This is a genomic window from Microbaculum marinisediminis, assembly GCF_025397915.1.
Classification (GTDB): Bacteria; Pseudomonadota; Alphaproteobacteria; order Rhizobiales; family Tepidamorphaceae; genus Microbaculum; species Microbaculum marinisediminis.
Genome location: NZ_JALIDZ010000002.1, coordinates 340,358 through 353,401, shown reverse-complemented (window position 1 = coordinate 353,401; position 13,044 = coordinate 340,358). Strand labels below are relative to the sequence as shown.

Here is a 13,044-nt window from a genome sequence, read left to right as displayed (position 1 = left end):
TGTTTCAGCCTTTCTTAAGCCGCTCCGCCCACCATTCGCCGCCGAAGTGTTACCCCAACCGGCGCGTGGAAGCGCGAACGGACGTCAAGCATGACCGCCGACCCTCAGGCCCTGGAGCAGGTGAAATCCTATCTCGCGACGTTGTCGCCGCGGTTGCGCGCGAAGCTCGTCAGCGAGATCGAGGCACAGCGCCTGAACGGCGGCGCCGACGCGGCCCAGGAGGTCGTCCTCGACCTGCTGCGCGGCGTCATGCGGGCCGAAACGGCGCAAGCCAGGCGATCGGGTACGCCGGAACGGGTGTTCAGCGAGCCGCTGGAGCCGTTCCTGGTGGACGAAGTCGGTTCGCGGAAGCTTGAGGGCATCATCGCCCGCCAGTCGCTCGATGCGCTGTGGCGCTGGCTGCAGCGCCAGGACGCGATCGGCGCGGCCCTGCACCGGGCGACCGCGGACGCCAACGCGGCCCTGCTTGCGGGCGACGACGAACGCGCCGCGGGCATCATGGCGGGCCTGCGCGCCGACATCGTGCCCGTCATCGAGGCAGCCCTGGCGGAGGTGGCCGACGATCCGCGCGGGCAGATGAAGTTCGCCATGCAGCTTGATGGCCAGCGCGGCTTCGACGACCTGCGGGACATCGTGACGGTGATGCGCCTCGAGGCGCGCATCAACAAGGTCGTCGCCAGGCTGCCGGCGACGATCGACGATGTCGACGACGATCTGATCGCGAAGATCGTGCATCGGACCCGGGATGCGGACGGCGATCTGCTCTATCTGCTCCTGCCGGTCTATCGCCGTCTTGCCCATCCCGCCCAGATCATCCGCATCCTCACCGAGTACGAGGACACCGACCAGGGCCGCCGGCTTGTCGAGAGCCGCTTCGCGCCCTGCGCCGAGATCGTGCTGACCGACGTGGAGCTCGCCGCCGACCGGATCGCCGCCCATATGGGCCGCCCGAGCGAGTTCGACCGGCTCCTGGTGGCGATCAAGCGATTCTACACCCTCGCCAACGGCCTCGGCGTCGCGATCGAGCTGGACGACGCGACCGGCTGGCTGCGGCGCCTTACCGACCAGCGCAAGCGCGCCTCCGAGATCTTGTCGGCCGAGGTCCAGACCATTCCCGGCGCGGTGCGCCGCGCGATGCGGCCGCGCCGCCGCGACGGCGAGCCCGCCGCCGCCTCCCAGGACGACATCCAGGACGCCGAACACGCGGTGCGGCTCATGGTCGCGCTCAAGCCCTATCGCGGCGAGCTCGCCGTCAACGCGTTGCTCGGCTCCGTGGTCGGCCAGGTCGAGACATTTGTCGAGGCGGCGAATGCCGCGATCCTCCACGACATCCGCAAGTCGAGCGGTAGCGCGCTGGCCGCCGCGCGCCGCGATCTCGACGTCGCCGTGCGCATCAACACCGTGGTCTTCGGCGAAACCTACGCCTCCCTGCTCAAGCGCTCCGGCGATGCCGCCGGCCCCGTGCCCAGCCGTTTCGATCTGTACGAAGAAGACGACGCGGACGGCGAGGCCGGCGACGCCTCCGCCGCGGCCTGACCCGCCCACGCTCGATTCCCACGGCCCGATCGCCCACGCCGCGATCTCCTACGCCCTGATCCCCCACGCCTGATCCGCCGCACACTGATCCACCGCCCCAGGGCCCGGCGGGGCCGGGCTCGCGACCCGCTCCATCCCGTCTCCGCATTCCCCCGCGATAGCTGACCCACGCGATTGTTACGCCGGTGCGACGGTTTTGCGGTTTCGCAAAACGGTGACGACGCGCTATCTAGGCATCGTCGGGCGGACCCCTTCCGCCCCCGGACGGAGCGCACCTATGGTCCTTTGGGTGGTTTTCGCGGTTATGACCGGCGTCGCCATATTGGCGGTGCTGGCGCCGTTGACGCGAGGCCGCTCGCCCGCGCGGAGCGGGCAGGAGTCCGATCTGGCCGTCTACAAGGACCAGTTGCGCGAAATCGACGCCGATCTTGCGCGCGGCGTGATCGATGCCTCCGAGGCCGAGGCAGCACGCGCCGAGGTCGGCCGCCGGCTTCTGGCCGCCGACCGGGCCGCCCGGGACGCGCGGGTCAGCGCCGCTCCGGTATCGCGGGCGGCGGTCACGGCCGTCATCGTGCTGGTGCCGGCCATCAGCCTCGGTACCTATCTCGTGCTCGGCTCCCCCAATCTCCCCGGCCAGCCGCTGTCGGCGCGCATGGAGCGCCCGCCGCAGGAGCAGGACGTCGAGATCCTGATCGCCCGCGTGGAGGACCACCTTGCGAACGAACCTGAGGACGGGCGCGGCTGGGAGGTGCTGGCACCGGTCTACATGCGGCTCGGCCGCTTCGACGAGTCCGTCAACGCCTACGCCAATGCCCTGCGGCTGCTCGGCTCGACCGCGGAGCGCGAGGCCGACTACGGCGAGGCGCTCGTGACCGCCCGCGACGGCGTCGTCAGCGAAGAGGCGCGTGCCGCCTTCGCCCGCGCGCTGAAGCTCGATCCGAGGATGCCGAGGGCGCGGTACTTCGTCGCGATCGCGGCCGAACAGGACGGCGATACGGACACGGCGAAACGGCTCTGGCGTGCGCTTCTGCTGGATTCCCCGGCCGGTGCGCCGTGGCGCGCGACGGTGGAACAGCGGCTGGCGGCGCTGGACGGCCCGAATGCCCCAGATCCCAGCGCCCTAGGTCCCAGTGCCGAGGACATTGCCGCCGCCCAGGATATGTCGGCCGAAGATCGCGGCCAGATGGTCGCCGGCATGGTCGAGCGTCTGGCCGGCCGCCTGGCCGAGGACGGCAAGGATCTCGAGGGTTGGTTGAGGCTGGCGCGCGCCTATGTTGTGCTGGGCGACCCCGACAAGGCCCGCGAGGCCCTGGCTTCGGCGCGGGAAAATTTCCCGGACGACGCGGCGGCGGCCGGCCGGATCGACGACGCGGTCAGGTCGCTCGGGCTCGGAAGCACGTGAGCGCCGCCATGACGTCGCAATATTGGTCGTGAGGCGGATAGAGAGGTTGAAACGCGAATGACCCGCAAGCAGCGTCGCCTGGTTCTGATCGGCGTGGCCGGCGTCGTCCTGTTTTCCGCCGTCGGGCTGATGCTGGCGGCGTTCCAGGACAATATCGTCTTCTTCAACAGTCCCAGCGACGTCATCGCCAACAAGACGGCGCCGGGCAAGCGCATCCGGCTCGGCGGCCTCGTCGAGGACGGCAGCGTCCAGCGCATGGACGGCACCACGGTGCGCTTCACCGTCACCGACACCGCCAACGTGATGCCGGTGGTCTATACCGGCCTGCTGCCGGACCTGTTCCGTGAAGGGCAGGGCGTGGTCACCGAAGGCGCGATCGGCGCGGACGGGGTCTTCGTCGCCGACACCGTGCTTGCCAAGCACGACGAGAACTACATGCCGCGCGAGGTCGCCGACGCGCTCAAGCAGGACGGCCACTGGATGGGCGAGGAGCAGGCCCAGTGAACGGGACCGTCCGCGCCCGCCGCCCCAGGGCCGCCATCCGAGCCGCGATAGGGGCTTTGGTGGCGACGGGGACAAGCGACGGCACAGTCGCGCGCGAACGGACGACGAAGTCGAAGATGCGCCCTGGGATGCGCCCTGGACAGGCTCCAGGTGGCGCTGCGAGGATTGCCGCCAACCTGGAAGGGAAATAGCCGTGGTTCCGGAGATCGGCCATTACGCTCTCGTTCTGGCGTTCGCGCTGGCGCTGGTGCAATCGGTGCTGCCCCTGTGGGGCGCGCGGCGCGGCGATCAGGCGCTGATGTCGGTGGCGCCGCCGGCGGCCGTCGGCCAGTTCCTCCTCGTGCTGGTGGCCTTCCTGATGCTGATGGTCGCCTATCTCCAGTCCGACTTCTCGGTGGTCAACGTCTGGGAGAACTCCCATTCGGCCAAGCCGCTCTTGTTCAAGATTTCCGGCGTGTGGGGCAACCACGAGGGCTCTATGGTCCTGTGGGTGCTGATCCTCGCCTTCTTCGGCGCCTTGGTCGCGCTCTTCGGCGTCAACCTGCCCGATACCCTGCGCGCGACCGTCCTGTCGGTGCAGGCCTGGATCGCGGCGGTCTTCCTGCTGTTCATCCTGGGCACCTCCAACCCGTTCCTGCGCATTCTCAATCCGCCGGCGGAGGGCAGCGACCTCAATCCGATCCTGCAGGACGTCGGACTGGCGATCCATCCGCCGCTACTCTACGGCGGCTATGTCGGCTTCTCGATCGCCTTCTCCTTCGCCGTCGCCGCGCTGATCGAGGGGCGCGTCGATGCCGCCTGGGCGCGCTGGGTGCGGCCGTGGACGCTGGCCGCCTGGTGCTTCCTGACGCTGGGCATCTCGGTGGGCTCCTACTGGGCCTACTACGAGCTCGGCTGGGGCGGCTGGTGGTTCTGGGACCCGGTCGAGAACGCCTCGTTCATGCCCTGGCTCGCCGGCACGGCGCTGCTGCACTCGGCGATCGTCATGGAAAAGCGCAACGCGCTGAAGATCTGGACGATCCTGCTCGCCATCCTGACCTTCTCGCTGAGCCTGCTGGGCACCTTCCTGGTGCGCTCCGGCGTGCTGACTTCCGTCCACACCTTCGCCTCCGACCCGACCCGCGGCGTGTTCATCCTCGCCATCCTGGTCCTCGCCGTCGGCGGGGCGCTGACGCTGTTCGCCTGGCGCGCGGGATCGTTGCAGACCGGCGGCGTCTTCGCCCCGATCAGCCGTGAGGGCGCGCTGGTGCTCAACAACCTGCTGCTGACGGCTGCCTGCGGCGTGGTCCTGGTCGGCACCCTCTATCCGCTGGCGCTCGAGGCCGTGACCGGCGACAAGATCTCGGTCGGCCCGCCGTTCTTCGACGCGACCTTCGCCCCGATCATGGTGCCGCTGCTGATCGCGGTGCCGTTCGGGCCGATGCTGGCCTGGAAGCGCGGCGATCTCTATGCCGCCACGCAGCGCCTGATGGTCGCCGCCGGCATCGCGCTCGCCGTCATGATCGGCGCCTACGCCTACGCCTATGGCGGCCCCGTGCTGGCCCCGGTCGGCATCGGCATCGGCGCCTGGCTGATCCTCGGCGCGATCTCGGAGATCACCTTTCGCTCGAAGCTGTTTTCCAGTCCGCTCGCCACCGGCCTGCGCCGCGCCGCCGGCCTGCCGCGCTCGGCCTGGGGAACGGCGCTCGCCCATATGGGGGTCGGCGTCACCGTCATCGGCATCGTCGCGGTGACGGCCTACGAGACCGAGACGATCGTCGCGATGAAGCCTGGCGACACGATCGACGTCGCCGGATACGAGCTCACCCTGGACGGCTTCTCGCCGTTCCAGGGACCGAACTACCGCGACCAGGTCGGCCATATCACGGTGCGCAGGGGCGGCGCCGAGATCGGCGTGCTCAATCCCACCCGCCGCGTCTACCTGGCCAGCGGCCAGCCGACGACGGAAACCGGCATCCGCACCATGGGCTTCAGCCAGCTCTACGTTTCGCTGGGCGAGGGCAGCGGCGACGGCTCGGTCGCCGTGCGCGCCTATTACAAGCCGCTGGTGACGCTGATCTGGCTCGGCACCATCTTCATGACCGTCGGCGGCGTGGTGTCGCTGTCCGACCGGCGCCTGCGGGTCGGCGCGCCGCGTCGGGCCCGCGCGCGGGCTCCGGTCCCGGCGGAGTAGGTCCCATGCGCCGCCTTGTTCTCGCCCTTGCCGTCTTCGCCGCGCTTGCCGGTCCCGCCGCGGCTGTCCAGCCCGACGAGATCCTCGACGATCCGAAGCTGGAGGCGCGCGCGCGCGACATCTCGGCGGGGCTGCGCTGCCTCGTCTGCCAGAACCAGTCGATCGACGATTCCGATGCCCCGCTCGCCCGCGACCTTCGTATCCTGGTGCGCGAGCGGCTGCAGACCGGCGACAGCGATCGCCAGGTCGTCGACTACATCGTCGACCGCTACGGCGAGTTCGTGTTGCTCAATCCGCGCCTTTCCGCCCATACGCTGATCCTGTGGGCGGCGCCGGTGGTGCTGCTCGTCTTCGGCGCGATCGGCGTGTTCGTCGCCGCCCGCCGCCGCCGCGCCGATCCGGCCAGTCTCACCGACGACGAGAAACGGCGCATCGAGGCGCTGCTCGAGGCGCAGGACTAAAGCGCCGGCGGCCCGATACCTCCCATTCTGGCGCCTCCCGTTCCGCCACCTCCCGTCCCGCCGCAAGCCCCCGATCAGTCCGGCACGATCCCCTTCACCGCCCAGGCCCGCGCCGCCAGGAGGATTTCGCCGTCCGGCCCGGTCGGCAGCTTTGCCCGGACGGCGTCCCGGATCGCGTTGCGCGTATCCTCGTTCAGGGACATGCAGTATTTCGGGGCCGACCCCGTTCCGCCGAGGAACGGCGCCCAGTAGTCGTCGAACGTTTCGAAGGGCGTCGCGATGTCGATGGCTTCGACGGCGACCTCTTGCAGGCCGGCGGTCCGGAACGCCCCGGCGAGGGGGGCGGGCCTGCATATCGGGGCGCGGATGCCATCGTCGTAGTCGGCGGAGGCCGGATCGAAGTCGATGGCCGTATCGAAGAAGTACCGCATGATCTGCATGTGGCCGGCGTAGTCCCATACATAGGCCGAGACGGTGCCGCCGGGCCGGACGACCCGGGCCTTTTCGCAAATGACGCGGGCGTTGTCGGGAACGAAGTTGAGCACCAGGCCGCTGACGGCCACGTCGAAACGGTCGTCCGGTTCCTCGATCCGCATCGCGCTGCCGACCGAAAACGCCGCCGCGGGCACCCGTGTTCTCGCAAAATCGACATACGGCTGCGCCGGGTCGATGCCGTGCAGTTCTTCCGGATCGCACGCGCCTGCGATCACCGCGGACAGTTCTCCGGTCCCGCAACCGACATCGAGCCAGCTTTTCCCGCCGTCGATACCAAGCCAGTCGAGATAGATCGGTGCGATCTTCCTGCTCCACCGGCCCATGTAGTTCTCATAGGTGTCGGTGGCTCCCCAGAGGTCGGGTTTGTCGGTGGGCATAGGACCTCCCGGATGGCGGCAACGATCGTGCCGGGGCGCGAACAGGGGCGGAATTCCTTCGGACCGGCCAGGCGTCTGGCTTCCGGCATGGGCTGGTCACGGACGCCCTTGTCATCGGCCGGTCAGGTGGTTACCTGCCAGTATCGACTGGTACGAATGCAAAAGGAAAGAGCCGCCATGCCCCTCGCAGAGCCCGTTACCTTCACCGGAAGCCTTGGCGACGCGCTCGCGGCCCGGCTCGATCTGCCAGCCGGCGAGATCCATGCCTTCGCCATCGTCGCCCACTGCTTCTCCTGCTCCAAGGAGCAGCCGGCGACGGCGCGCATCTCGACCGAGCTCGCCAAGCGCGGCATCGCCGTGCTGCGGTTCGATTTCACCGGCCTCGGCTCCTCGCAGGGCGAATTCGCCAACACGGACTTCTCCTCCAACGTCCAGGACCTGGTGAAGGCGGCGGACTGGCTGCGCCGGACCTACGAGGCGCCCAAGATCCTGATCGGCCACAGTCTCGGCGGGGCCGCGGTGCTGATGGCCGCCGGCGAGATCCCCGAGGTCAAGGCGGTGGTCACCGTCGGCGCCCCGGCCTCCACCGAGCATGTCGTCAAGAACTTCGCCGCCGATATCGACCGCATCGAGGAGGACGGGGAGGCGTGCGTCACGCTCGGCGGGCGCCCGTTCACGATCCGCAAGCAGTTCCTCGACGACGTGCGCGGCCAGAACCTGCTCGACAGGGCCGGCGCCCTGCGTCGGGCGCTGCTGGTCCTGCATTCGCCGACCGACGAGGTGGTCGGCATCGACAACGCCCGCCAGATCTACGACGCGGCGAAGCACCCCAAGGGCTTCGTCGCGCTCGACGGCGCCGACCATCTGCTCACCCGGCGCGGCGACGCCGTGTTCGCCGCAGAGATCATCGCCGCCTGGGTCGCCCGCTATCTCGATATCGGACCGGCCGCCGAGGTCGTCTCGCACGAAAGCGGCGTGACCGTCATGGAATCCGGCGAAGGCCGGTTCCAGCAATTCGTCCACGCCGGCCCGCACCGCATGCTCGCCGACGAGCCGGTGATCGTCGGCGGCACCGACACCGGCCCCTCGCCGTATGATTTCGTGTCTATCGGGCTGGCGGCCTGCACCTCGATGACGCTGCGCATGTATGCCGACCGCAAGAAGATGCCGCTCGGCCGGGTCACGGTCAGCGTCACCCACGGCAAGGTGCACGCCGACGACTGCCAGGATTGCGCGGAGGGCTTCGTCGGCAAGATCGACCGGTTCGAGCGCCACATCACGGTGGAGGGCGACTACAGCGCGGAAGACCGCGCCAAGATTCTCGAGATCGCCGACAAGTGCCCGGTTCACCGCACGCTGGACGGCCGCAGCGCAATCGTGACCAAATTCGACGAGTGAGGAGGCTGAAAGCCCGATCTATCAGGCTGCTCGGAGGGCCCGCTCCACCGCCTCATGCTCCTGAGAGATGACTTTCAGGTAGGCCCGTGCCGCACTGTCCGGGCGTGAACGGCCCTGTTCCCAGTCTCTCAAACGCGCCAAGCTGAAGCCGTACCGGTCGGAAAACGCCTGTTGCGTCAGCCGTAGCTGCTTGCGGATCGCCTTGACGTCGATTTCCTCGGGCACGTGAACGCGATAGCACTCCGGATCCACCTTTCCCTCGGAGATGGCGATCGCGTTCTCCAGTCCCGCCTTGATTTTATCGAATGCGCGCTTGGACATAGTCCTATCTGCCTTTCCCGGTCCGTTCCCGATAGGTGCGGAACAGGGTCTCCGTGAGTTTAGCCAATGCGTTTCGTTCGGCCTTTGTCAGGTTCGATTTCTCGCCTTTGCCGAACACCGTGAGCAGGAAGACCGGAATATCCGGCCCGCCGTAGACGCTGATCACACGATATCCGCCACTTTTGCCCTTTCCACGGCCGGCGACCCTTACCTTTCGGCATCCGCCAGTGCCTTGCATCAGATCGCCCGCTTGCGGCTCCGAAGCCAGGGTGTCGATAACAGCCCGTCGCTCCTCATCACTCATACCGGCGTCTTTGGCGGCTCCGAGATAGGGGGCGGTTCCGACGACTGTATGCACGCAGTGAATACTACGGAAATTCCGTAGTTTATCAAGGGGAACTTACTATTCGGCATCGGTCCCCAACCTTACCGATATTTAATCCGCCCGACAGGCGGCTGTAAGGCGACGCAGCCCATATTCCTCGTGAAGGCGGGGGGATCGAAAGACCCGCGCAAAGTTTGTCACGAGGAGAGACACTATGCCCCAGTTCAATTCCGATAGGGCGCCCCGGCGGATCCGGTCGGCCCTGATGGCCGGAACGGCGGCTCTGGCGATCGTCGGCACCGCGGCCGGCACCGGGCTCCTGAACCCGGAGCACGCCGCTGCCGAAAACGTCAGCGCCAAGGTGCAGCCGATCCAGACCTACGATTTCGCCGACCTGGTCGAGGCCGTCAGCCCGGCCGTCGTCAGCGTCGAGGTTGAAGGCCGCGACGCCAAGATGGCGATGACCGACGCGCCCGGCATGCCCGACTTCAAGGACCTGCCCGAAGACCATCCCTTCCGCCGGTTCTTCAAGGACTTCGAGGATCAGTTCGGCCGCGGCGGTCCGGGGAGCGGTCCCGACGCCAGGAAGGGCCAGCCCAAGGGTCCGAAGCGGATGGGGCAGGGCTCCGGCTTCATCATCTCCGATGACGGCTACGTGGTGACCAACAACCATGTCGCCGGCGAGGCCGAGAAGATCACGGTCACGACCAAGGACGGCACCGAGTATGAGGCCAAGCTGATCGGCACCGATCCGAAGACCGATCTGGCGCTGCTCAAGATCGAGGCCGACACGGATCTGCCCTATGTCGAGTTCGCCGACGCCGAAGCCCGCGTCGGCCAGTGGGTCGTCGCCGTCGGCAATCCGTTCGGCCTCGGCGGCACGGTGACTGCCGGCATCGTCTCGGCCAACGGCCGCGACATCGGCTCCGGTCCCTATGACGACTACATCCAGATCGATGCGCCGGTGAACCGCGGCAATTCAGGCGGTCCGACCTTCTCCGTCGACGGCAAGGTGATCGGCGTCAACACCGCCATCTTCTCGCCCTCCGGCGGCAATGTCGGCATCGCCTTCGCGATCCCCGCCGAGATCGCCGTCCCGGTGATCGAGGAGCTGAAGGCGACCGGTGCCGTCAGCCGCGGCTGGCTCGGCGTCCAGATTCAGCCGGTCAGCCAGGACATCGCTGACAGCCTCGGCCTCGACAAGCCGGAAGGCGCGATCATCGCCTCGATCCTCGACACCGGTCCGGCCGGCGACTCCGACATCCGCTCCGGCGACGTCATCCTGTCGGTGAACGGCAAGCCGGTCGAGGATGCCCGCGATCTCGCCCGCAAGATCGGCGACCTCGATCCCGACGACGAGGCGGAGCTGGTGATCTGGCGCGACGGCGACACCGTCGACCTGTCGGTCAAGCTCGGCGCCCAGCCGGTCGAGAAGCAGCGCGTCGCCTCGCTCGCGCCCGAACAGTCTTCCTCGGGTGAGGTCGAGAACGACAAGCTCGGGCTGGTGTTCGCTCCCGCCGACGAGGGTGGCGTGCGCGTCACCGAGGTCGATCCGGACGGCGAGGCCGCCCGCAAGGGCCTGCAGGCCGGCGACGTGATCGTCGAGGCCGGCGGCGCCGACATCAAGGATCCTGCCGACCTAACCAAAGCGGTCGAGAAGGCCGAGGAGAAGGGCCGCAAGGCGGTTCTGCTCAGGGTCAAGTCCGGCGACAGCGAGCGTTTCGTAGCGCTGTCGCTGCGCAAGGCCTAGGTCGGGTCGAAGGAACGGGACGGTGCGGTCTCCTCTCGCCCCCGCCGCAATGCCGTCCCGGACGGCAGGCCGGTCTGACCGGCCTGCCGTTTTCCCCGCCCATGCGCTACAACTGGCCCCGATGAAGATTCTCGTTATCGAAGACGACCGCGAGGCCGCCCAGTATCTGGCCAAGGGCCTCAGCGAATCCGGTCACACGGTCGACCTCGCCGGCGACGGCGAGGAAGGCTTCGAACTCGCCCGCGACGGCAGCTACGACGTGCTTGTGGTGGACCGCATGCTGCCCAAGCGCGACGGCCTGTCCGTCGTGATGGAGTTGCGCGAGACGCAGAACTCCACACCGGTGCTGATCCTCTCCGCCCTCGGCGAGGTGGACGACCGGGTCAAGGGCCTCCGCGCCGGCGGCGACGACTATCTCGCCAAGCCCTACGCCTTCTCCGAACTGGTCGCCCGCGTCGAGGCGCTCGGCCGCCGCCGCGGCGCCGCCGAGGTGGAGACGGTGCTGAAGGTCGGCGACCTCGAGCTCGACCGGCTCGCCCACCGCGTCCAGCGCGGCGGCACCACCATTCCGGTCCAGCCGCGCGAATTCCGCCTGCTCGAATACCTGATGCGCCATGCCGGCCAGGTGGTGACGCGCACCATGCTGCTGGAGAACGTCTGGGACTATCACTTCGATCCGCAGACCAATGTCATCGACGTGCACATGTCGCGGCTGCGCTCCAAGATCGACAAGGGCTTCGCCGCCCCGCTGCTGCACACCGTGCGCGGCGCCGGCTACATGATCCGCGAAGGCGAGATTTGAGGACCGTGCTCTTGCGCGGGGCCGCGTCCGGGTGCTTCAAGGGCCTGCCATGTTCGAAGCCCTGAAGCTCCTCAGATCGACCGCCTTCCGGCTGTCGCTGGTCTACCTGGCGGTGTTTGCCGTCTTCGCCGGGCTTCTGATCGCCTATTTGTCCTGGAACACCTGGGTCATCTTCTCCCGCCAGCTGATCGATACCATCGACGCCGAGGTTCAGGGGCTGGCAGAGCAGTACCGCATCGGCGGCGTCCTGCGCCTCATCCAGGTCATCGACCAGCGCACCGGCAACCCGTCCAGTTCGCTCTACCTGCTCGAGGATCCCGACGGCAACCGGCTCACCGGCAACGTCGCCCGCGTTCCCCTCCAGGTCTGGAAAGAGGACGACGCGGTGCGGATCCGGTACGAGCGCTTCAACGAAGGGGTCGGGTCCAACCACGAGGCGATCGTCCGCGTGTTCCTTCTGCCCGGCGGCTTCCGGCTGCTGGTCGGCCGCGACATCGAGGAGCGCCGCCGCCTGCAGGACATCATCTGGCGCTCGACGCTGCTCGGCGTGGTGCTGATGGTCGTGCTCGGCGTCGGCGGCGGCTACTACGTCTCCCGCCGCATCCTGGCGCGCATCGACGCCGTCTCCGAGACCAGCCGCACCATCATGGCCGGCGACCTGTCGCAGCGCATGGCGCTGTCGGGCTCCGGTGACGAGTTCGACCGCCTGGCCGAAAGCCTCAACGCCATGCTCGCCCGCATCGAGCGGCTGATGCACGGCCTGAAGGAAGTCTCCGACAATATCGCGCACGACCTGAAGACCCCGCTGACGCGCCTGCGCAGCCGCGTCGAGGCGGCGCTGCGCGCCGAGCCGACGGAGGCGAGCTACCGCGAGGCGCTGGAAACGACCATCGAGGAATCCGACCGGCTGATCGCCGTGTTCAACGCCCTGTTGATGATCGCCCGCGCCGAGGCCGGGGCGGCCGGGGCCAGCTTCGCCACCGTCGATCTCTCCGACGTCGCCCGCGACGTGGTGGAGCTCTACGAGCCGGTCGCTGAGGAAGAGGGGCAGTCGCTCACCGTCGAGGCATCGCGCAAGGCCGAGATCCACGGCAACCGCGAGCTGATCGGCCAGGCCATCGCCAATCTGGTCGACAATGCCCTGAAATACGCTCCGGCGGAGGCGGGCGGGCGCGACATATCCGTGTCCGTGCGCTGCCAGGGCGACCGCGCCCAGATCGCCGTCGCCGATTCCGGCCCCGGTATCCCCGCCGAACTGCGCGACAAGGTCGTCGAGCGCTTTGCCCGGCTGGAGGAAAGTCGTTCGGCCCCCGGGGCGGGTCTCGGCCTGGCGCTGGTCGCCGCCGTCGCCAGCCTGCATGGCGGCGAGCTGCGGTTCGAGGACAACGAGCCGGGCCTGCGCGCCATTCTCGATCTGCCCGCCGGCAGCGGCAAGATGACCGGCGCCTGAGCGCTGGGGCTGGAGGCCAGGGGGCCTGAGCGCAGGGGGATGAGCACGGA

12 protein-coding genes are annotated in these 13,044 nt (G+C 68.4%); 9 read left to right on the top strand and 3 right to left on the bottom strand.

Annotated elements, in window-relative coordinates; genetic code table 11:
- The first annotated feature begins 90 nt into the window (after positions 1-90).
- From MUB46_RS04925 to MUB46_RS04905, 5 genes are all read left to right on the top strand, one after another.
- The gene (locus MUB46_RS04925) at positions 91-1,536 is read left to right on the top strand and encodes a hypothetical protein (RefSeq protein ID WP_261614765.1); all 1,446 of its coding nucleotides are present in this window, start codon (positions 91-93) and stop codon (positions 1,534-1,536) included.
- A gap of 277 nt (positions 1,537-1,813) precedes the next feature.
- Complete coding sequence (ccmI, locus tag MUB46_RS04920; RefSeq protein WP_261614764.1) at positions 1,814-2,938, top strand: c-type cytochrome biogenesis protein CcmI; 1,125 nt, start codon at positions 1,814-1,816, stop codon at positions 2,936-2,938.
- 57 nt (positions 2,939-2,995) lie between these two features.
- Positions 2,996-3,442: a cytochrome c maturation protein CcmE gene (gene ccmE / locus MUB46_RS04915; protein WP_261614763.1), complete on the top strand. Its 447-nt coding sequence runs from the start codon at positions 2,996-2,998 to the stop codon at positions 3,440-3,442.
- A 193-nt stretch (positions 3,443-3,635) separates the two neighbouring features.
- On the top strand, positions 3,636-5,615 hold the full coding sequence (locus MUB46_RS04910) for a heme lyase CcmF/NrfE family subunit (RefSeq protein ID WP_261614762.1): 1,980 nt from the start codon (positions 3,636-3,638) through the stop codon (positions 5,613-5,615).
- Positions 5,616-5,620: 5 nt separating this feature from the next.
- A complete protein-coding gene (locus MUB46_RS04905; protein WP_261614761.1) occupies positions 5,621-6,076 on the top strand; it encodes a cytochrome c-type biogenesis protein in 456 nt (151 codons plus the stop codon).
- Positions 6,077-6,150: 74 nt separating this feature from the next.
- On the opposite strand, the gene MUB46_RS04900 is transcribed toward MUB46_RS04905, so the two are convergent.
- Complete coding sequence (locus MUB46_RS04900; protein WP_261614760.1) at positions 6,151-6,948, bottom strand: methyltransferase domain-containing protein; 798 nt, start codon at positions 6,946-6,948, stop codon at positions 6,151-6,153.
- A gap of 177 nt (positions 6,949-7,125) precedes the next feature.
- Between MUB46_RS04900 and MUB46_RS04895 the strand changes: the two genes are divergently transcribed.
- On the top strand, positions 7,126-8,346 hold the full coding sequence (locus tag MUB46_RS04895; RefSeq protein ID WP_261614759.1) for a bifunctional alpha/beta hydrolase/OsmC family protein: 1,221 nt from the start codon (positions 7,126-7,128) through the stop codon (positions 8,344-8,346).
- A gap of 21 nt (positions 8,347-8,367) precedes the next feature.
- On the opposite strand, the gene MUB46_RS04890 is transcribed toward MUB46_RS04895, so the two are convergent.
- Both MUB46_RS04890 and MUB46_RS04885 read right to left on the bottom strand, forming a co-directional pair.
- Positions 8,368-8,667: a helix-turn-helix domain-containing protein gene (locus MUB46_RS04890; RefSeq protein ID WP_261614758.1), complete on the bottom strand. Its 300-nt coding sequence runs from the start codon at positions 8,665-8,667 to the stop codon at positions 8,368-8,370.
- Between the two features lie 4 nt (positions 8,668-8,671).
- Positions 8,672-9,025: a type II toxin-antitoxin system RelE/ParE family toxin gene (locus MUB46_RS04885; protein WP_261614757.1), complete on the bottom strand. Its 354-nt coding sequence runs from the start codon at positions 9,023-9,025 to the stop codon at positions 8,672-8,674.
- Positions 9,026-9,206: 181 nt separating this feature from the next.
- Between MUB46_RS04885 and MUB46_RS04880 the strand changes: the two genes are divergently transcribed.
- The 3 genes from MUB46_RS04880 (at position 9,207) to MUB46_RS04870 (ending at position 12,994) form a co-directional block, all read left to right on the top strand.
- Positions 9,207-10,742, top strand: a complete 1,536-nt coding sequence (locus tag MUB46_RS04880; RefSeq protein ID WP_261614756.1) for a Do family serine endopeptidase — start codon at positions 9,207-9,209, stop codon at positions 10,740-10,742.
- 121 nt (positions 10,743-10,863) lie between these two features.
- Positions 10,864-11,544 (top strand): response regulator transcription factor, encoded by a 681-nt coding sequence (locus MUB46_RS04875; RefSeq protein ID WP_261614755.1) that lies wholly within the window; start codon positions 10,864-10,866, stop codon positions 11,542-11,544.
- A gap of 49 nt (positions 11,545-11,593) precedes the next feature.
- Positions 11,594-12,994 (top strand): sensor histidine kinase, encoded by a 1,401-nt coding sequence (locus MUB46_RS04870; RefSeq protein ID WP_261614754.1) that lies wholly within the window; start codon positions 11,594-11,596, stop codon positions 12,992-12,994.
- Positions 12,995-13,044 lie beyond the last annotated feature (50 nt).

Bases quoted from the DNA above. Each gene is read 5' to 3' on its own strand.
- MUB46_RS04925 (WP_261614765.1), top strand. From the start codon at position 91: ATGACCGCCGACCCTCAGGCCCTGGAGCAGGTGAAATCCTATCTCGCG.
- ccmI (WP_261614764.1), top strand. From the start codon at position 1,814: ATGGTCCTTTGGGTGGTTTTCGCGGTTATGACCGGCGTCGCCATATTG.
- ccmE (WP_261614763.1), top strand. From the start codon at position 2,996: ATGACCCGCAAGCAGCGTCGCCTGGTTCTGATCGGCGTGGCCGGCGTC.
- MUB46_RS04905 (WP_261614761.1), top strand. From the start codon at position 5,621: ATGCGCCGCCTTGTTCTCGCCCTTGCCGTCTTCGCCGCGCTTGCCGGT.
- MUB46_RS04900 (WP_261614760.1), bottom strand. From the start codon at position 6,948: ATGCCCACCGACAAACCCGACCTCTGGGGAGCCACCGACACCTATGAG.
- MUB46_RS04895 (WP_261614759.1), top strand. From the start codon at position 7,126: ATGCCCCTCGCAGAGCCCGTTACCTTCACCGGAAGCCTTGGCGACGCG.
- MUB46_RS04890 (WP_261614758.1), bottom strand. From the start codon at position 8,667: ATGTCCAAGCGCGCATTCGATAAAATCAAGGCGGGACTGGAGAACGCG.
- MUB46_RS04880 (WP_261614756.1), top strand. From the start codon at position 9,207: ATGCCCCAGTTCAATTCCGATAGGGCGCCCCGGCGGATCCGGTCGGCC.
- MUB46_RS04875 (WP_261614755.1), top strand. From the start codon at position 10,864: ATGAAGATTCTCGTTATCGAAGACGACCGCGAGGCCGCCCAGTATCTG.
- MUB46_RS04870 (WP_261614754.1), top strand. From the start codon at position 11,594: ATGTTCGAAGCCCTGAAGCTCCTCAGATCGACCGCCTTCCGGCTGTCG.